This window comes from Neobittarella massiliensis (ex Bilen et al. 2018) (genome assembly GCF_900289145.1).
GTDB classification, from domain to species: domain Bacteria; phylum Bacillota; class Clostridia; order Oscillospirales; family Ruminococcaceae; genus Neobittarella; species Neobittarella massiliensis.
In genome coordinates this window covers 162528-182019 of record NZ_OKQO01000005.1, presented here as the reverse complement: position 1 = coordinate 182019, position 19492 = coordinate 162528, and the positions used below count along the sequence as shown (strand labels likewise).

Sequence of the window (19492 nt, the reverse complement as noted above, 5' to 3'; positions counted from 1 at the left end):
GGCATAGTGCCCTGGATAAGCGGGGTATGCGCTGCGAAAAGATCATTTAGCCCGCTGCTTTAAAAAATCCAGCTGTTCTCAAAGAAAAAGGAGACAGCTTCTGTCAAAGTGCCTCCTTTCGCAATGACCGAACTATTTTGGTGATCGGTAGGTCCTACTGTAAACGGTGACGGACAACTACCCAATAATATCTATATACTTGGCATGGAGCTGGGGGATGGTAATACTCGCCCCCAGCGTAGAGGTATAGGTCTTGGTCCCGTCCATCATGCCGTACATGGTAATGATGTCGTCCTCTAAAATGCGCTGGCTGCCGGCGGGCAGTGTATAGGTTACATATACAGTATCCCTGTAAATGCTGTAAGAACCCAGAGTCACATTTACCCGCATAGTGACGTAATCCGCCGACGCTCCGTCGATGACCTGAACCACTTTGCCGGTAAATTGTACCTTTTCACCGACATGGGCAGTGGGATTACGAGCCGCCTCATCATAGGACAAGCTGCCGCAGCTGGCCTTAAACAGCGAGATGATCTCGGCCTCGCCAAATCCCACATCCATCTCTTTTGCCTTTTCCGCGCAAAATACATTGTCGCTGCCCACTGTTCCATAAAGCCGCACACCGCCGGCTTTTAAAGAGGAAGCCGCTGGATTGCTGCTGTAGGGGAGCTCTACCGTCTGCTGCGCAAAGTTGCCGTCAATGTTCTGACTGAATAAAAAGGTGACCTTTTTGTCGGCGGAGGACTTGCTGAGATCGGTGATATAGCCGTCCATATACACATACTGTCCGGCGTGGCTGCCGTCGGTGGCGGCGGCCCAGCTAATGGGTGCGCCGCTCTGCTCCACCAGGGCAATGAACTGATCTCCAGAGGAGCGAAAGGCGCTGTCCTCATATATTTTTTCGCTCTGTTTGTCCCCGATCTGCTGCACCTGCATAGTCAGATGGCCATCTTCAGACGAGCCGGTAAATTTTCCAAATATCCGTACCTCTTTGTCCTTGAGCACCGCGACGTTGTCGGGCGCGTACTGCGGTATATCGCCGACGGTCAGTGCCCAGGATTTGCCATTACTGTCGCTGGCCAGAGCTACGACAACGCCGTTTTGCTGCTGCACATCCTCGATCTTGCCGTCAAAGAAAATATAGTTGTTGGTAAACCCTTTACCACTGTAGACATTTTTGTCGGCTTGGCGATAGCCGGCTACCCGGTCCTGTTCCTCAAAACCGGTATTGCTCTTAAACTGCAAGGTGTTTCTAAAATCCTCACCAAAGTCACGCAGTTGTGTACTGCTGTACTTGGGCATACAAAAAATAAAGCTGTATACAGTTTGCTCTTTATAGAAGAGCTCGATGACCGCCGGGTAGTCGGTACCGTCTATCGTCATGGTAGCTAAAAACTCAGCGCCGAACAACCCCGATGTGAGCTGTGAGAGCGGTTCGAGCTCCTTAACATCAGACATCGCATCGGTATCGCTGTATGCCTTATAGTATGTCTCTAAAAACGTCTGTGCTTCATCACTGGTGGGACTCTCTTTCATTGTCCTGTCTAAAACATAGGAGGCAGTCATATAACCGTCGTCGGGGGCACCTATTTTTTTAGCAAAAAAACGTTCCAGATCTCCAGAGCGATCATGTGCCCACTTACTCGGCATGCTAAAGGACAGGCGCCCGTCCAGTGCATAGCGTTTATCGAGCTTAACCGATCCGCAACCGGTAAACGAGCAGACGGCCACGATACACAGCGCCATCAACAGTGCCACAACTTTTTTCATCACGCTTACTCCCATCTCAGAAAATAAAATGTTATTTTTACATAGTATATCATATTGCTCGTGTTTTTGCAGATGATTGTCGAAGAATATATAAATTTCTGCATATAGATGATAAATATTCGACAAATTTGTGCAAATAAGAAAATCAAAATAGGTAAATAAAAAAGAGGGAGCCACTTTTGTGACTCCCTCTTTTTAGACGTTCTAAGACCTGTCAGACCGCTATTTTTAAACGCCCTCTTTGTTGGCGCGCTCCAGCCAGATCTCGGCGATCTCTAAAGCGCCCCAGATCCCCTTTTTCTCGCTGCTCTTGACGATGCGCTCGATGGGGGAGAGGTCGGTGTTGGTGTTCATCAGCGACAGCCGCACCTTATCGGCCACATCCTCATCGCCCTGTTTCCGGGTCGAGAGTATCTGCATATACACGATGTACCGGTCGTCCATGCTGCCAAAGTACATGTCGTTGCCGCAGCGCACCAGTGGTTTGCCCCTGTACATAAGCGTCTTTTTTTCTGCCATATCGTATTCCTCCCGCTCTGGTAGAATTTTCATGAAACAAAAAGCGTTCTGTACCGCCGCTCCCGGCTGCCACCACCTGTTTAAGTGGGCCGCAATGAAGGGCACAAAACGCCAGATCTATAGAGTTTCTTTACACAGTATAGCAGTTTTTACCCGCAAAGTAAACAACCCACCGGTAAACTTTATGCCCACCTGCCGGCAGCGCCCCAATAGGGCCTATCAAAAACGGCCGGCATTTTGCCATTTAAAAAGGCAAAAACCAGCCGTTTTTACAGTTTGTTCACAAATACGAGTTCTACTACAATAGCAGAATACGCGCGCTATTCGCCCAGGTAAGATTTTACCAACGTGCGCAAAAGTTCATCGCGGTCCAGCTTGCGCACCAGACTGCGGGCATTTTGATAGGTCGTGATGTAGGTGGGGTCTTCTGACAGGATGTACCCCACGATCTGATTGATGGGATTGTAGCCCTTGTGGCGCAACGCGTCGTACACCTGGGTCAATATTTTTTTGGTCTCGTCTTCCTTGTCCTCATAGAGGGAGAAAGTCATGGTCCGATCCTGCATGGTTATCACCTCTCACCTAATAAGATACACTATTTTGCTCTATAAATCAACCAAAACATGCCCTGGAAAAACTTCAAAATAGGGGGAGATCTTGCCGACAGCTCCATGCTGCACAGCAAAGAACGGCACATTTTTTACCGTTCAGATCGACGGTCAGCCAGCACCCCCCGCAGATATCAAGTAGAGAGCGGACCTCCAAATTAGCTGTAGAAAAAGAGCACTACGGCAGGCCACAGCCCACCGTAGTGCTCTCAATAGAAGTATCAACTTTTCGTGGGACCGACCCTGCTTTTTCGTTTTGCACTACATAGCGGGGAGAACAAGCTGTCTACCCCAAGGATATAAAGCCTGACCGATCGTGCAGGTGTATAATCATAGCACCTCACACCTCACAGTTGGCAAGAACTGTGTCACTGCCGACGGCAGTGTGAGGAGCGCTGCTCCGAGAACAGTTCTTGTCCTTTTTGCACTACTTAACGGGGAGAACAAGCCGCCTATCCCTAAGATATAAAACTTGACCGATTGTGCAAAAAGCTATGCGCGCAAGCTCACGCCCAGCGGCGCCAGATTTTTGAGGATCTTGGCCACGATATCATCGGCGTGCTTGTCGGTAAGGGTCTCATTTTCCGAGCGCAGCACGATCTTGAAGGCCACGCTCTTTTTGCCTTCAGGCAGCTGTTTGCCGCGATAGATATCGAAGAACTCCACCTTTTCCAGCAGCTTGCCGGCGCTGTGCTGGATGCTCTCGGTGATGTCGCCCACCAGTACTTCCTCATCGCAGACCAGGGCCAGATCGCGTGTGGAGGCGGGGAATTTGGGCAGCGGTTTGTAGGTCACGGTCTCTACTGCTCCGGCCAGCAGAGAGGCGATATCCAGCTCGGCGATATAGGTGCGGGGTTTGATGCCATAGCTGGCAGCCACCTCTGGGTACACCTCGCCGATGACGCCCACGATCTTACCGTCGAGCTCGATCTCGGCACAGCGGCCGGGGTGGAAGGTGGGGTGATCAGCACAGGGGATGAAGCGGCAGCCGGGCACCTTTAGTCCGTCGAGCAGGCCCTGACAGACACCTTTGATGGTGTAGAAATCGCAGTCACCGTACATGCCCAGGGTCAGGTGTTCGGGCTCGTTTGGCAGTTGGTCATCACCGGCCTTTTCGTACACGGTGGCCAGCTCGAACAGGCGGCAACTCAGGTTGCGATTGGCGTAGTTTTTAGAGAGGATATCCAGCATCGAGGGCAGTGCAGTGGTACGCATGACGCTGGTATCTTCGCCCAGCGGGTTACGGATGGTCACCGAATCGCGCAGGCGACTATCCGCCGGCAGGCGAATATTGTCGTAGTATTTGGGGCTGATAAAGGTGTAGGTGATGATTTCGTAGAGCCCCATGCCCACCAGCTGCTGACGGATAGTGCGGGCAAATTTCTGCTCCCGGGTAAGCTCGGCCTCGTCGGCTGTCTGGGCCAGAGTAGAGGGGATCTTATCATAGCCGTACAGCCGGGCGATCTCCTCGGCTACGTCGGCTTTATGGGCTACGTCGGCTCTGAAAGACGGCACCACGATGCTGTCGTCTGCACGCACCTCGAACTCTAGGCTCTCGAGATATTTGACCATATCTTCTTTGGGGATCTCGGTACCCAAAAAGCGGTTGGTGTAGTCGGCGTCCAGGTGCAGGACGGTGGGGGCCTTGGGGGCGGGGTAACAGTCGATGACGCCGCCGACCACTTCACCGGCCCCCAGCTGCTCTACCAACTGGCAGGCGCGCAGCAGGGCAGAAATGCAGGTCTCGGGGTCGAGCCCCTTTTCGTATCTGGACGAGCTCTCGGTGCGCAGGCCCAATTTTTTGCTGGTGCGGCGCACACTGGGGCCGGCAAAGCAGGCACTCTCAAAGATAATGGTGGTGGTGTCGTCGGCAATACCGCTCTTCTCGCCGCCCATCACACCGGCCACTACCGAGGGGCCCTGTTCGTCGGCGATGACCATCATGGTCTCATCCAGATGGCGCACTACACCGTCTAAGGTCTCCAGCGTCTCGCCTGGGCGGGCCTGGCGCACGATGATGTGCCCGTTTTTCACCTGCTGGTAGTCAAAGGCATGCATGGGGCTGCCGTACTCCAGCAGCACGTAGTTGGTGATGTCGACGATGTTGCTGATGGGGCGGATGCCGCACACCCGCAGCCGGTCGCGCATCCACTTGGGCGAGGGACCGATCTTTACATTTTTGACGACTTTGGCGGCGTACCGCAGGCAGTTTTCGGTCTCGACGTCCACTTTCAGGTAATTGCCGATATCCCCACTCTCATGTTCTACGCGGGGGTCGGGCAGCCGCAGCGGCTTTCTAAAGGTGGCGGCGCTCTCACGGGCCAGACCGATCATCGACAGACAGTCGGGCCGGTTGGAGGTGATCTCGAACTCTACCGCCAGATCGTCCAGCTCCAGCGCGGTGACGATATCCTCGCCGACGGTGTAGCTGCCATCCTTTAAGATCATGATGCCGTCGGCATCTTGGTCGGGGCAGTCGTGCTCGGTGAGACCCAGCTCGGCAAACGAACACATCATCCCGTTAGAGACCTGTCCCCGCAGCTTGCCTTTTTTGATGTGCACGCCGCCGGGCAGATAGGAGTCGTGCAGCGCCACCGGCACCACCGCGCCGGGGTACAGGTTGGTGGCGCCGGTGCAGATCTGGATGGGCTCCGCTCCGCCCACCTCTACCTGGCACACCACCAGTTTATCGGCGTCGGGGTGCTTTTCGATCGAGAGCACCTTGCCTACCACTACGTTTTTTATCTCGTCGGCCAGGTTCTCCCAGCCCTCTACTTTGGAGCCGGACATGCTCATGGCCTCGGCGTACGCCCGGGGCGCAGCGTCGATCTCGGTGTAGTCCTGCAACCATTTATACGAAAGGATCATCTTCTCTACCTCCTGTTAGAACTGGCTCAAGAACCGCTGGTCGTTCTCGTAGAACAGCCGCATATCGCCGATACCGTAACGCCGCATGGCCACCCGCTCCAAGCCGATACCAAAGGCGAAGCCGCTGTATACCTCGGGGTCGATACCGCAGTTTTGCAGCACCCAGGGGTGGACCATACCGCAGCCCAGCAGCTCGATCCAGCCCTCGCCTTTGCACAGGCGGCAGCCGGCGCCGTGACAGGCATAGCACTGGGTGTCCATCTCGGCCGAAGGTTCGGTGAAGGGGAAGTGGTGGGGACGGAAGCGCACCACGCTGTCGGCGCCGTACAGCTTTTTGGTGAACACCTCCAGGGTGCCTTTCAGGTCGGCCATGGTGATGCCTTTATCCACCACCAGCCCCTCGATCTGGTGGAATACCGGTGAGTGGGTGGCGTCCACCGCGTCGGAGCGGTAGACCCGCCCCGGGGCAATGACCTTGATGGGGGGCTTTTGCTTCTCCATGGTGCGCACCTGCACCGGCGAGGTCTGGGTGCGCAGCAGGATGTTATCGGTGATATAGAAGGTGTCCTGGGTATCGCGGGCAGGGTGATCCGGCGGCAGGTTGAGCGCCTCGAAGTTATAGTAATCGAGCTCTACCTCCGGCCCCTCGGCTACCGAGAAGCCCATGCCCAAAAAGATCTCGGTCAGGTCGTCTAGCACCTGGGTCATGGGGTGCAGGCCGCCCTGCTGGGGCAGCTTGCCGGGGATGGTCACGTCCACCCGCTCGGCCTCCAGCTGGTTCTTCAGCGCCTCGGCTTTCATCTGTTCGGCCTTTTTGGCGATCGCCTCGGCGATATCGGCGCGCACCTGGTTGGCCAGCTGGCCGATCTGTGGCCGCTCCTCGGCCGACAGTCCGCCCATCTGTTTTAAAATGGCTGTCAGCTCGCCCTTTTTACCCAGGTATCTCACCTTGATCTCATCCAGGTCGTCTCTGGCCGCCGCGATCTGCGCGATGGCCTGCTCCTTGATCTGCAGCAGTTTGTCTTTCATATCCGGCTCCTTTCACAGTGCGGGTCTTTTGCTTGGGGACGGCGCCGTTTTTGGCGCCGGGCAAATAAAAAAGCCCCCGTCCCCCAAATAGGGACGAAGGCGTAAAAGTCTCCGCGGTACCACCCTGCTTTTTGCTTAGAGCAAACACTCTTTTTGCCGCTAACGGGGCTGCCCGTCCCCACCTACCGGCCACAGGGGGCTTTCAGCGGGGCCGCTCGGGAGTGAACTTCGCACTGCTGGCCCTCTGAACCCTTCACAGCAGCCGGGCTCTCTCTGAAAAGAGGGGAAATAAGCGGTGTTACTCTCTCCGTCATCGCGTTTATATACTTTAAAATAGCACATCCCCCCGTGTTTTGCAACACATTTTGAAGCAGATATTTGTAATTTCTGCCGGTTTCCTCTATAATCACAGCAGAGGACTACCGCCCACCGGACGGTAAAGTATAGGGGAGGGATGTAAGTGTTGCGCTGCGGCTGCGATATTATCGAGATCGAAAGGATAAAAAAGAGCATGGAGGACCCGCACTTTTTACAGCGGGTGTTCACCGCTGGCGAACGAGATTATTTTACCCAAAAAAACAGCGCGCCCCAAACGGTGGCCGGCGTGTTTGCCGCCAAGGAGGCGCTGGTGAAGCTTGTTGGTACCGGCTTTCGCGGGCTTTCCTTCACCGATATCGAAGTGGCGCACACCCCGCAGGGCAAACCCTATTACCGGCTGGCGCCGCGCGCCGCCGCCCGGCTGGGCGATTATGAACAGCTAGATCTCTCTATCAGCCACGACACTGGGCGCGCGATGGCTGTGGCGGTGTGCCTGTAGCGTTACCGCCCCTCGCCGGTGTCGCAGACTACCTGGTCTTTTCCCTGATGTTTGGCGGTGTACAGCGCCTGGTCGGCCCTACGGATAAGGGTCTGCCAGGCGCTTTTGTCTTGGGGAACCGCCGCGCAGGCGCCAATGCTCACCGTGACCGGCGACGGCTTACCAGCTGCGTGCAGCGCCAGTGCCCGTACCGCCGCACACATCTCTTCGCCCCGCCGGCGCACCGCCGCGGTATCCGCGCCAGAGCCCAGATATAAAAACTCCTCCCCACCGTAGCGCAGAATGTACTCCCCCTCACTCTGCAGGCAGCCCAGCAGCGCCTGACTGACCTGATCCAAGCAGGCATCGCCCATCTGATGGCCAAACTGGTCGTTATACAGCTTAAAATCGTCGATGTCGATCATCATCATGCCCAGGTGCTTTCCGTGCTCGGCGCAGTCGGCACAGATGGCCGGCAGCCGCAGGTCTAAAAAGCGGCGGTTGTAGAGCCCGGTGAGCGAGTCGTGCCCTACCAGGTACATGAGCTCCCGGTTCTTCTCGGCGATCTCCCGGTTTTTTTCGAGGATGAGCTGCGCCCCTTCGTGCTGTCGCTTTTGCGACAGGTAGCGGTAACAGGCGATAAAGATCGCCACCGCCGCCAGCACGGTAGAGTTGAGGTACAGGCCGAAATTGTCCTGTTTGGTCGGCTGATAGTAGGGCAGTGCCAACATCAGCGCGATCTGCGGCACCCCCAGCAGTACAGCCGCTGGCACGGGCGGAAGCTCGGCCAGCACCGCTACCGTGAGCAGTACGGTCAAATAGGTCTCGGCACCTGGGCCCACCCGCTGATCGTACAGCGTTACCATCACCGCCCAGCACAGCAAAAACCCGCAGTAGATCCACTGCAGCCACAGAGTGAGACCCGCCGAGCGGGGCAGCGACCGCTTTAAAAAAGGCACACAGGCCAGCCCCAGCAGCGATACGACAAGCAGGCAGGCATAGAGCAGCACGTACACGCGGCTGGCCGGGGTGTGCAGCCGCCAGCCGGTATAGACGAGCGCATGCAGGATGTTAAAGAGTTGGATGCCAGCGACCAGCAGCAATATCCACCACAAATAGCGCAACACCCGCTGTGCCATGTGTTCTCGCAGGTCCTGCCTTTTTTGAACCGTGGTGCTCGGTGCCGGTCTCTTCATACGCTCCTCCTCATGCTGGCGGTATGGTCCTTATGACCCCATTATACATATATGGGTCCGGCAGCACAATCACTCTGCGCACATTGGCAAACAGGTGGCGGCATACTTTTTGGCCGGCGGGCATATCCTAAAACAGTGCCCGGACCCTGTATATTGGGGCCGATGGAAAGAGCAAAAAGAGGGGGATAATGCCAATGAGATCACGCTGTGCCCGCCGTATAGTAGCGGTGCTGCTGGCCTTTTGTACGCTGACAGCACTGAGCGGCTGCCGAAAAAAAGAGAGCGCCGCCACCGAGAAAAACCCCACCCAGCAATTTGAGGGCGCCTTTGGCTGCCAGTTAAAGATCGAGAGCGGCGACTTTACCTGCGGCCTGCAACTGCAAAAAAATGCCGAGGGACGCATGTCCTTTACCGTATCAGAGCCGGCCAGTCTGGCCGGGCTCTCCTGCGAGATGACGGTGAGCAACGTAGTATTTCGCATGGGCGGTCTCGAGATCAATCCCGCCGGACTGCAGCTAAAGCCGGCAGGGGTGGCGACAATCTTAAAAAATCTGTTTCGCGCCGGGGATTACACCATCAAAGAGAAAAAGGGGATCATCACCGCCACCGGCAAAGACGATCAGGGAGATTTCTCGATCGCCTTTGACAAAAAGACGCTGCTGCCACTGTCCATGACCTACGGCCAGAAAAAAGACCAACAGCCGGTCACCATCACAATCGAGAGCTTTACCCCCCAGAGCGGACCCCAACAGGGGAGCTGACGGATCTTTTATATTTGTTTCTGCCGCTGTGCAAAAGCCCCTCTGTATGTGGGGGCTTTTTTGTTTTGGACAGCAGAATATAGGCGGGTAGCTGCGCCGCTACTTTTTTGCGCACACACCTTTTTGCTGGTAAAAATATACTGGTATACGCTCCTTGCGGTGATTAAAACCCCAACCTCCCGGTCAAACTACAGATGAGAGCGGTGGGGCGGATAGGCTGCCACGCCGCTGCCGGATAAAAAGATCGCCCGCTCTGGCGGGCACACAGCGAGCCAAAAGGAGTGAAAAAGATCGTGAACGAGGTAAGACGGGGCGATATTTATTACGCAGACCTGAGCCCGGTGGTGGGTTCTGAACAGGGCGGTGTGCGGCCGGTGCTCATCGTACAAAATGACGTGGGCAACCGCCACAGCCCCACCGTCATCGCGGCGGCTATCACCAGCCAGCGGGATAAATCCAGGCTGCCCACCCACATCGCCCTCAACAGCAAAAAGTGCGGGCTGGCCAAAAATTCCATCGTGCTTTTGGAACAGGTACGCACCATCGATAAGACCCGCCTGCGCGAAAAGATGGGTCAGGTCGATAACGGCTCGATGAGTCAGATCGATCATGCCATCTCCGTCAGTCTGGGTCTGGGCGGCTGACTACATATGCTCAGCCGCACCCGACGGGCAGAGAAGCCCACACTTTCTCACAGTTTGCAAGGGGCCGTTCATCGGCCCCTTTTTTGTTTTATATGGGCGCAAGTATCGCCTGGCCGGTCCGCGCTGCCGGAGCGCGGCGGGAGACGCAGATGAAAACGCAGTTGGCAGCGGACGCGGTGCTGTCAACACGGCCCTTTTGCGGTGCAAAAACATAGGATGGATGGTGCAGAGCAAGTTTTTTGAGAGAGAGGTATTTTAGCTATGTATGATCGTCAATGTCCTCCCAACTGCCCCTGTGGTCACACCACCTGCCAGCCCTGTTGCCCCGGGCCTGCCGGCCCCAGAGGACCACAGGGACCGCGCGGGCCACAGGGGCCTATGGGGCCCCGCGGCTGCATGGGGTACGATGGGGCTACCGGGCCAATTGGCCCACGGGGAGCCACGGGACCGACTGGCCCGCGCGGTATTTCTGGTCCCACTGGCCCCACCGGTCCGGCCAGCGCCCGTGGAGTTACAGGTATGACGGGCCCGCAGGGACCTACGGGTGCAACTGGCCCAACAGGTCCTACCGGCCCACAGGGGCTACCCGGTGCTGCTGGGGCCACTGGCCCAACGGGTGCTACCGGGGCGACGGGACCTGCCGGTGAGCGGGGCGTGACAGGCGCTACCGGCCCACAGGGCCTACCCGGTGCTGCTGGGGCCACTGGCCCAACGGGTGCAACCGGGGCGACGGGCCTTGTCGGTGCGCGGGGTGAGGCAGGTGCAACCGGCCCGACGGGTCCTGTCGGTGTGCAGGGCGTGACAGGCGCAACCGGCCCGCAGGGCCTACCTGGTGCTGCTGGGGCCACTGGCCCAACGGGTGCTACCGGGGCGGCGGGCCCTGCCGGTGAGCGGGGCGTGACAGGCGCAACCGGCCCACAGGGGCTACCCGGCGCTGTTGGAGCCACTGGCCCAACGGGTGCTACCGGGGCGACGGGCCCTGCCGGTGAGCGGGGTGAGACAGGTGCAACCGGCCCACAGGGCCTACCCGGTGCTGCTGGGGCCACTGGCCCAGCGGGTGCGACCGGGGCGACGGGTCCTGCCGGTGTGCAGGGTGAGACAGGCGCAACCGGTCCGCAGGGCCTACCCGGTGTTACTGGAGCCACCGGCCCGATGGGTGCAACCGGACCGACTGGTCCCACCGGTGCAGTGCCCGACCTGGAATACGGTTTTTTCTATCAGAGCGGGACGATCAAGGTGAGCGGGCTTTTTGGCGGTTTGCCCATTGAGGAAGAAGGCCCGCACACCGCCGGTATCATCGCCGACTACGGAATATTTCACCTGCTGCGACCGGGCCTCTATCTGATCAGTTTTAAGCTCAATCTGCCCCGCAGCGCGGCACTGTCCACCCGCTTTACCCTGCAGAAAAACGGCATCAGCCTGCCGGGAACTTTTTTGCGCATTGAAAAGAGTGCCGGCGAGCCGGGCTTTTATGCCGCACAGGCCCTTTTTCGCATAGACGCGCTCACCTCGTTCAGGTTGTCTTCGTCGTCGGCTTTTTCTATCAGCTCTGCCGACCCTGACGATACGCTGGCCACACTCATCATTCGCCAGTTGGAATAACAGCTGCGGCGCTGTTTAAAAGAGCACTGCCCGGTGTAGGAGCAGTGCTCTTTTATTGGCCCAGAACTGGTCATTGTCCCCGCTGTCCGGACAGATAGGGTAGAGGTATATAGAGTGAGAGCGGCACCCAGAAAGGTGCCGCTCTCGCCGTGATGATCGCAAATTTTTTTAACTGTACCGCCCGCTACTTTTTCAGCAGCAGTTTGGCGATCTTATACACGTCGCCGCAGCCGAGGGTCAGTACCAGGTCTCCGGGCTGGGCATTTTTGAGCACGTAGTCGGCCACCTGTTCAAAGGTGTCGAGCTGCACGCTACCGGGGATCTTGCTGGAGAGATCGGTGGCTTTGATGCCGTAGGTGTTTATCTCGCGGGCTCCCATGATCTCGGTGATGACGGCCCGATCGGGCATCGAGAGCACCTGCGCAAAGTCGTCGAGCAAAATGCTGGTGCGGGAATAGGTGAAGGGCTGAAACACCGCCCATACCTGACGATAGCCCATCTGCATGGCGGTGGAGAGCGTGGCCTCCAGCTCGGCCGGGTGGTGAGCGTAGTCGTCGGCTACGGTGAAACCGTTTACCTCGCCCAAAAATTCAAACCGGCGGCCGGCCCCGCGGAAGTTTCCGATGTGCTCTTCCAGCTGCGACGGCGTTACCCCGCACTGCAGGGCGGCGGCACACACCAGCAGCGAGTTGTGCACGTTGTGCCGTCCCGGTACCCCCAGCGATATGTGGCACAGCCGCGCCTGGCGGTGGTACAGGTCGTATTCAAAAAACACGTTGTTTTTGCAGGTGACATCCACTGCCCGGTACTCGCAGTCCTCACCTTCGCCACAGGTGACGATGGGCTTTTCCACCCCGTCCAGCGAGCGCATGGCATTTTGGTCGTCGCCGTTGACAATGACCATTTTGCTGGCCATCTTGTTAAAGGTGTTAAACGAGCGGATGATGTTATCGAGGTTTTTAAAGTACTCCAAATGGTCCTCGTCGATGTTGAGCACCACCGAAATGTCGGGGCTCAGCTTCAAAAAGGTGTCGACATACTCGCAGCTCTCGACCACCAGCGTGTCGCTGGCGCCGACCCGGCCGTTGGAGTCGATACTGGGCAGCCGGCCGCCGATGATGGCGGTGGGGTCGGCGCCGCAGTCCATCAGCAGCTGGGTGAGCATGGCGGTGGAGGTGGTCTTGCCGTGGGTACCGCACACGCACACGGCATTACTGTATTTGCGCGAGATGCTGCCCAGCAGCACCGAGCGCTCCACCACCCGCGCGCTGGAGGCCTTGGCGGCCACCAGCTCCACGTTGTCTTTCATAATAGCGGCGGTGTGTACGATCAGGTCCGCCCCCTCGATATTTTTGGGGTCGTGGCCAAAAAATACCGGGATGCCCAGCGAACGCACCAGCTTTAGCGTATCGGTCTCGTTGTTGTCTGAGCCGGTGATATAGTAGCCCTTATCGTGCAGGATCTGGGCCAGCGGAAACATGCCGCTGCCGCCGATGCCGATAAAGTGGATGTGTCTTTTGTCCTTGAGCAGATCCTCATAAATAACACTCATCGATGTAAACACCTCTAAAATCGCTTATGTGCCGCCTGCCGGCTTGTGGCCGGGCCGCCGTGTCGGGGCGGGCAGCTCTTTACCTGGCGCGCCTGCTCCGGCACGGCCCCACTACTATAGTATGGGCCGCCGGGTGCGGTTATAACAGGGCCGCCGCGTGTGGGGCAGATAGACCGCTGCCCCACTTTTGCAGCTATTATAGCACAATTTGAGCGGTCAAAACAGCTTTTGGCAAAAAAGTGATACCACAGTCACCGGCGCGCGGTGGGCAGCGGCTACTTTTTTTGCATTCGAGGGCAAAATCTCTTGCAATTTTTAGCGCCAATCTATAAACTAAAAACTGTATACTGTATCCGTGCGCCCAGGCGCGCGCAGGTGCCCCAAAAACGCGGTGGGGCGGGCTTTGGCGGCCCGTCTCGGTGCGCGGAAAACGAGATCGGGGACCGGCGGCCGGCGGCGCGGCGGCAAATTTTGCTAAGTGGGGCGAGAGATATGGCACACCCGGTCAACGGACTGCTGCGCAGCATCGAGGAGAAGATGGGCGTCTTTTCCAAGGGGCAAAAAAAGATTGCCGCCTATATTTTTGAAAATTACGACAAGGCGGCTTTCATGACCGCCTCGAAACTGGGTCGCGAGGTGGGCGTGTCCGAGTCCACGGTGGTCCGCTTTGCCATGGAGGTGGGCTTTGAGGGCTACCCCCAATTTCAGCGCTCGCTCAAAGAGCTCATCAAGCGCAACCTCAACGCGGTGCAGCGCATGCGGGTCACCACCGAGCAGATCGGCGACCACGACGTGCTCTCGCGGGTGCTGGAGATGGATATCGCCACCGTGCGCAAGACCGACCAGGCCATTGAAAAAGAGGATTTCGCCCGGGCGGTGGAGACGCTGCTGGCGGCCAAAAAGATCTATATCATCGGCATGCGCGGCGCCTCTAGCCTGTCGGCGTTTATGAGCTACTACTTCAACATGATCTTTGAAAACGTGCAGCTGGTGTCGGGCGACAACGGCTCGGATGTGTTTGAGCAGATCATCCGCATCGCCGAGGGGGACGTCATCGTGGGCATCAGCTTCCCCCGCTACTCCAAAAAAACGGTGCGCGCTCTGACCTACGCACAGAAGTGCGGGGCCAAGGTGATATCGATCACCGACAGCGAAAAGTCGCCCATCGCCACGCTGGCCGATACCGTACTGTACGCCAAGAGCGAGATGATCTCGTTCGTCGACTCGCTGGTGGCCCCCATGAGCCTGATCAATGCCCTGATCGTGGCGCTGGGGCAGCGCAAGCAGGCCGAGCTGTACCAGACGCTGGGCCGGCTGGAGACCATTTGGGACGAGTACCAGATCTACGAGAATATAGGGGAAGTTTATGAAAAAAAATAGTGCGCCACCCACCGTGGTGGTGGGCGGCGGCGCGGCTGGCCTGTTTTGTGCCTGCCAGCTGTCGGCCGGCGGTGTACCGGTGCTGCTGATCGAGAAAAACGCCCAACTCGGGCGCAAGCTGCGCATCACCGGTAAGGGCCGCTGCAACCTGACAAACGACTGCGACAGCGAGACGTTTTTAAAAAATGTCCCCCGCAACTGGCGCTTTCTCTACAGCGCCATAAATGCCTTTTCTACCCAGGATACCAAAGACTACTTTACGGCTCTGGGCGTGCCGCTGAAGACCGAGCGGGGGGCGCGGGTATTCCCGGTATCCGACTCGGCGCACCAGGTGGCCGACGCGCTGGTGCAGACCGCCCGCGCGCAGGGGGTGACCATTTTACAGGACCGGGTGACGGCCATCGCCCCCGCTGACGGCGGCTACCGGGTAGAGACTGCCGCCAGCGGCGACTTTTTTGCGCCCCAGGTGGTAGTGGCCACCGGCGGGCTGTCTTACCCGCAGACCGGCAGCGACGGCGACGGCCACCGCTTTGCCGCCGCACTGGACCTGCCGGTGACCGCCTGCAGCCCATCCCTGATCCCCATGGTGGTAAAAGAGCCTTGGTGCAAAAACCTGATGGGGCTGTCGCTGCGAAATGCCACCCTGACGGTGCGCGACACGCAGAAGAAAGACCGGCCGGTGTTCAGCCAACTGGGCGAGCTGCTGTTTACTCATTTTGGCGTTTCCGGGCCGCTGGTGCTGTCGGCCAGCGGTCACATGGAGGATGTCCCCGGTCGCTACCGGCTTCAGATCGATCTAAAGCCGGGACTCACCGCCCAGCAGCTGGATCGCCGCATCTTGCGGGATGTGGAGGAAAACCCCAACAAGAATTTTTCGAACCTGCTGGCGGGCCTTTTGCCGCAAAAGCTCATCGGTACCGTGTGCGCCCTGAGCGGGGTGCCGGCCACCGAAAAGGCCAATCAGCTGACCAGAGCCCAGCGGGCTGCACTGCGGGACCTGCTCAAGTGCCTGCCGCTGACCTTTGCCGGCTTTCGGCCCATTGCCGAGGCCATCATCACCCGCGGCGGGGTGGATGTGCGGCAGGTGCAGCCGGGCAGCATGCAGATAAAAGAGCGGCCCGGCCTCTACTTTGTGGGCGAGGTGCTGGATGTGGACGGCTACACCGGCGGCTTTAACCTGCAGATCGCCTTTTCCACCGCGTATTTGGCCGCCAGAGATATTTTGGCCAAACGAGGGGCCGGAGGGCTGTAAGATCACGACACACGAGCAAGGAGAATGGATTTCTATGCATATCGCAGTAGCAATAGACGGCCCCGCCGGGGCCGGTAAGAGCACCATCGCCCGGGCGGCGGCAGCCGAGCTGGGCTATATCTACGTGGACACCGGCGCGCTGTACCGGGCTGTGGCCTGGTATGTCGTAGATCGCGGCATCGACCCGCAAGACAGCCCGGCGGTCATCGCCGCGCTGCCCGGCCTGCAGCTGGACCTGCGCTATATAGATGGCGTACAGCGGGTATTTGTGGGCGAGCGCGACGTGAGCGACTTCATCCGCACCCCCGAGATGAGCATGGGGTCATCGGCGGTGTCGGCGCTGCCCGAGGTGCGCGATTTTTTGATGGAGACCCAGCGCTCGCTGGCCCGGCGAAACGACGTGATCATGGACGGCCGCGATATCGGCACCGTGGTGCTGCCAGACGCCCAGGTAAAGGTCTACCTGACAGCGTCGGCCCAGGTGCGAGCCCGCCGCCGCCACGCCGAGTTGGCTCAAAAAGGCGAGCAGATGACCTATGAGCAGATACTCGCGGACATCGAGCAGCGCGACTACAACGACTCGCACCGCGCGGTAGCCCCGCTCAAGAGGGCCGACGACGCCCATCTGCTCGACACCGGCGAGATGGATATCCAGCAGAGCGTAGCTGCGCTGGTGGTGCTGATCAAAAACAGCTTGTGAGCGCCGGTAGCCGGCGGCCCGATGGGCGAGTGCCGACTGCCGAATACCACCGAATACGTTTGAACAGATGCGCCGCCGGGGCGCAAACATACCGGCGGCGGGGGAGAGGTCGACAGATGATAGACGGTTTTTACAGATTTGCCCGCGGGCTGGTACACGGCATCTTTGGCGCGCTGTACCGCGTCCGCTACCACGGGCTGGAAAATATTCCGCAGGGGGGCGGCTATGTGCTGTGCTCCAACCACATCTCACAAAAAGACCCTATTTTTATCGCCCTGAAGGTGCCGGGCCAGATCTGTTATATGGCCAAGGCCGAGCTCTTCAAATTTAAGCCGCTGGGCTTTATCATCTCGCACCTGGGAACCTTTCCGGTAGAGCGGGGAAAAGGAGATACCGGCGCCATCGACGCCGCCGGCGAGAGGATCCGTCAGGGGAAGATACTGGGCATCTTCCCCGAGGGGACCCGCTCGAAAGACGGCAAGCTGCAGCGCCTCAAGTCGGGCGCGATCGTGGTGGCTGCCCAGACCGGGGCCGATATCCTGCCGGTCATCGTCAGCGGCCCTAAAAAGCTGAAGATCTTTACCCGGGTGGACGTCACCTACGGCAAGATGATCAAAAACAGCGATCTGGGCCTCACCGATATCCACGCCCCCAGCCAGCTGCGTGCGGCCAAAAAGGTGCTCACCGAGCAGATGCAGGCACTGTGGGAGAGTGCCCAGTGAGCGCGCAGATCATTTTGGCGAAGACCGCCGGTTTTTGCTTTGGGGTAGACCGGGCGGTGGGCAAGGTGTATGAACTGGCCGAGAGCGGCGTCAAGGTCTGCACGCTGGGCCCCATCATCCACAACGCCAACGTGGTGGCCGACCTGGAGAAAAAAGGGGTGTTTATCTGCTGCAGCCCCGACCAGGCGCCCACAGACGGGGTGCTCATCATTCGCTCCCACGGGGTGCCACAGTCGGTGTACGACGAGATCGAGCGGCTGGGCCTTCGCTGCGAGGACTGCACCTGCCCCTTTGTGGCCAAGATACACCAGATCGCGGCCGAGCGTTCGCGGCGGGGGGACGTGCTGCTCATCGCCGGCGACCCCGAGCACCCGGAGGTGGTGGGCATCACCGGCTTTTGTACCGGCGAGCACTACGTGTTTTCGACCCCTGCCCAACTCGAGGCGCTCATCACCGCGCACCAGTTGGAGCAGCGCCCGGTATCTATGTGCAGCCAGACCACCTACCATGTGGGCAACTGGCAGCAGGCCAAAGAGATCGCCGCCCGCAGGTGCCAAAAGCTCGAGATATTCGACACTGTGTGCGGCGCCACCGCCAGCCGCCAGCAGGAGGCCGAGGAGCTCTCGCAGCGCTGTGACCTGATGGTGGTGGTGGGAGACCGGCACAGCTCCAACACCGCGAAACTGCGGGAAGTATGCGAAAAAAATTGTCGCACCATCCTGCTAGAAACCGCGCAAGAAATGTTGCAACAGGACATTTTATGTGCTAAAATAATAGGAGTTACAGCCGGAGCGTCGACTCCTGCTCGTATAATCAAGGAGGTACTACATACAATGAGTGAACTGCTAAACGATGTGCAAGGCGAAGAATTCAGCTTCGAGAAAGCTTTGGAGGAGAGCCTTAAGCCGGTATATATCGGGCAGCGCGTCAAGGGCGTCATCACCAGTGTCGCCCCCAACGAGGTCACGGTAGACATCGGCACCAAACACACCGGTTTCATTCCCCTCAGTGAGCTCACCAGCGACTCCACCGTTTCTTCCTGCGATCAGCTGGTCGCAAAGGACGAGGAGATCAACGTGATCGTCATGCGGGTGAATGACCAGGAAGGAACAGCTCTGCTTTCTAAAAAGCGCTACGATGCGATCGAAGGCTTCGACAAGATCATGAAGGCAGAAGAAGAAGGTACCGTCCTTGAGGGTGTCGTGACCGACGTGATCAAAGGCGGTGTGCTGGTCACCGTACACGGCGTAAAAGTGTTCGTGCCCGCCTCGCTGGCTACCCTGCGCCGGGGCGAAGATCTGCAGGCCCTGAAAGGCCAGCAGGTCGAGTTTAAGATCATCGAGACCAACGAGCGCCGCGCCCGCGCTATCGGCTCTATCAAAGCTGTTCTGGTCGAGAAGAACAAAGCCATCGCCGAGGCCTTCTGGAACTCGGTGGAGATCGGCAAAGTGTACTCCGGCGTGGTCAAATCGCTGACCTCTTACGGTGCCTTTATCGATCTGGGCGGCGTAGACGGCATGGCTCACATCAGCGAGCTGAGCTGGAAGCGCATCAAACATCCCAGCGAAGTCGTCAAAGTGGGCGACACCGTCGAAGTGTATATCAAAGATATCGACTTCGAGAACAAGAAGATCTCTCTGGGCTACAAAAAAGAGGCGGACAACCCCTGGAACATCTTCCAGGCCAACTACCATGTGGGCGACGAAGTCAAGGCGACCATCGTCTCCATCACCTCTTTTGGCGCCTTTGCCCGCATCATCGACGGTGTGGACGGCCTGATCCATATCTCGCAGATCTCTAACGAGAGAGTTGAGAAAGTGGCCGATGTGCTGAAAGTTGGCGACGTGGTCGACTGCAAGATCACCGAGGCCGACATCGACAGAAAGCGCGTGAGCCTGTCGATGCGCGCTCTGCTGGAGAACCAGCCCAGAGCCGAGCACAGCAGCAGAAGCATGGAAGACGCCGTGGTCTACTCCACCGAGGATTCCGATTTCGAGGGTTAATCCGAGATTTTTGTGTACTGGACACAGAGTGACAGAGCACGTTTAGACGGAGCGCAGCATTTGCTGTGCTCCGTTTTTTGCCTTGAGGTG

Annotated in this window: 15 protein-coding genes, 1 pseudogene and 1 other annotated feature; of the genes and pseudogenes, 9 read left to right on the top strand and 7 right to left on the bottom strand. The window is 58.2% G+C overall.

Annotated elements, in window-relative coordinates; genetic code table 11:
- Window positions 1-177 precede the first annotated feature (177 nt).
- From C6Y32_RS08395 to pheS, 5 genes are all read right to left on the bottom strand, one after another.
- On the bottom strand, window positions 178-1770 hold the full coding sequence (locus tag C6Y32_RS08395) for a hypothetical protein (RefSeq protein ID WP_129589420.1): 1593 nt from the start codon (window positions 1768-1770) through the stop codon (window positions 178-180).
- A gap of 228 nt (window positions 1771-1998) precedes the next feature.
- A complete protein-coding gene (locus C6Y32_RS08390) occupies window positions 1999-2289 on the bottom strand; it encodes a hypothetical protein (RefSeq protein WP_105204858.1) in 291 nt (96 codons plus the stop codon).
- Window positions 2290-2609: 320 nt separating this feature from the next.
- Window positions 2610-2855: an IreB family regulatory phosphoprotein gene (locus tag C6Y32_RS08385; RefSeq protein ID WP_105204857.1), complete on the bottom strand. Its 246-nt coding sequence runs from the start codon at window positions 2853-2855 to the stop codon at window positions 2610-2612.
- A 534-nt stretch (window positions 2856-3389) separates the two neighbouring features.
- On the bottom strand, window positions 3390-5765 hold the full coding sequence (gene pheT, locus C6Y32_RS08380) for a phenylalanine--tRNA ligase subunit beta (protein ID WP_105204856.1): 2376 nt from the start codon (window positions 5763-5765) through the stop codon (window positions 3390-3392).
- A gap of 15 nt (window positions 5766-5780) precedes the next feature.
- Window positions 5781-6794, bottom strand: a complete 1014-nt coding sequence (gene pheS, locus C6Y32_RS08375) for a phenylalanine--tRNA ligase subunit alpha (RefSeq protein WP_105204855.1) — start codon at window positions 6792-6794, stop codon at window positions 5781-5783.
- 86 nt (window positions 6795-6880) lie between these two features.
- Window positions 6881-7117, bottom strand: a binding site (T-box leader).
- Window positions 7118-7254: 137 nt separating this feature from the next.
- On the opposite strand from pheS, the gene acpS reads away from it, so the two are divergent.
- Complete coding sequence (acpS, locus tag C6Y32_RS08370; RefSeq protein ID WP_105204854.1) at window positions 7255-7611, top strand: holo-ACP synthase; 357 nt, start codon at window positions 7255-7257, stop codon at window positions 7609-7611.
- Window positions 7612-7613: 2 nt separating this feature from the next.
- Here the strand turns inward: acpS and C6Y32_RS08365 are convergent, their stop codons facing one another.
- Window positions 7614-8786 (bottom strand): GGDEF domain-containing protein, encoded by a 1173-nt coding sequence (locus C6Y32_RS08365; protein WP_105204853.1) that lies wholly within the window; start codon window positions 8784-8786, stop codon window positions 7614-7616.
- A gap of 194 nt (window positions 8787-8980) precedes the next feature.
- On the opposite strand from C6Y32_RS08365, the gene C6Y32_RS08360 reads away from it, so the two are divergent.
- The 3 genes and pseudogenes from C6Y32_RS08360 to C6Y32_RS08350 all read left to right on the top strand — a co-directional run.
- Complete coding sequence (locus C6Y32_RS08360; RefSeq protein ID WP_105204852.1) at window positions 8981-9547, top strand: hypothetical protein; 567 nt, start codon at window positions 8981-8983, stop codon at window positions 9545-9547.
- 290 nt (window positions 9548-9837) lie between these two features.
- Window positions 9838-10191, top strand: a complete 354-nt coding sequence (locus tag C6Y32_RS08355; RefSeq protein ID WP_105204987.1) for a type II toxin-antitoxin system PemK/MazF family toxin — start codon at window positions 9838-9840, stop codon at window positions 10189-10191.
- Between the two features lie 396 nt (window positions 10192-10587).
- Window positions 10588-11379 (top strand): annotated as a pseudogene (locus C6Y32_RS08350) (collagen-like domain-containing protein); the annotation flags it as partial.
- A 598-nt stretch (window positions 11380-11977) separates the two neighbouring features.
- Here the strand turns inward: C6Y32_RS08350 and murC are convergent.
- Window positions 11978-13345 carry a UDP-N-acetylmuramate--L-alanine ligase gene (gene murC, locus C6Y32_RS08345; RefSeq protein ID WP_207204824.1) on the bottom strand — a complete coding sequence of 456 codons (1368 nt, stop codon included), beginning with the start codon at window positions 13343-13345 and terminating at the stop codon, window positions 11978-11980.
- A 492-nt stretch (window positions 13346-13837) separates the two neighbouring features.
- Between murC and C6Y32_RS08340 the strand changes: the two genes are divergently transcribed.
- The 5 genes from C6Y32_RS08340 to C6Y32_RS08320 all read left to right on the top strand — a co-directional run bounded on the left by C6Y32_RS08340 (window position 13838) and on the right by C6Y32_RS08320 (window position 19402).
- Window positions 13838-14725: a MurR/RpiR family transcriptional regulator gene (locus C6Y32_RS08340; protein ID WP_105204850.1), complete on the top strand. Its 888-nt coding sequence runs from the start codon at window positions 13838-13840 to the stop codon at window positions 14723-14725.
- On the top strand, window positions 14712-15977 hold the full coding sequence (locus C6Y32_RS08335; protein ID WP_105204849.1) for a BaiN/RdsA family NAD(P)/FAD-dependent oxidoreductase: 1266 nt from the start codon (window positions 14712-14714) through the stop codon (window positions 15975-15977). Before C6Y32_RS08340 ends, C6Y32_RS08335 begins: the two co-directional genes overlap by 14 nt.
- 34 nt (window positions 15978-16011) lie before the next feature.
- Complete coding sequence (cmk, locus tag C6Y32_RS08330) at window positions 16012-16677, top strand: (d)CMP kinase (protein WP_105204848.1); 666 nt, start codon at window positions 16012-16014, stop codon at window positions 16675-16677.
- A 116-nt stretch (window positions 16678-16793) separates the two neighbouring features.
- A complete protein-coding gene (locus C6Y32_RS08325) occupies window positions 16794-17399 on the top strand; it encodes a lysophospholipid acyltransferase family protein (protein WP_105204847.1) in 606 nt (201 codons plus the stop codon).
- The gene (locus C6Y32_RS08320; protein WP_243562631.1) at window positions 17396-19402 is read left to right on the top strand and encodes a bifunctional 4-hydroxy-3-methylbut-2-enyl diphosphate reductase/30S ribosomal protein S1; all 2007 of its coding nucleotides are present in this window, start codon (window positions 17396-17398) and stop codon (window positions 19400-19402) included. The genes C6Y32_RS08325 and C6Y32_RS08320 overlap by 4 nt, the downstream gene beginning before the upstream one ends.
- The last annotated feature ends 90 nt before the right edge of the window (window positions 19403-19492 follow it).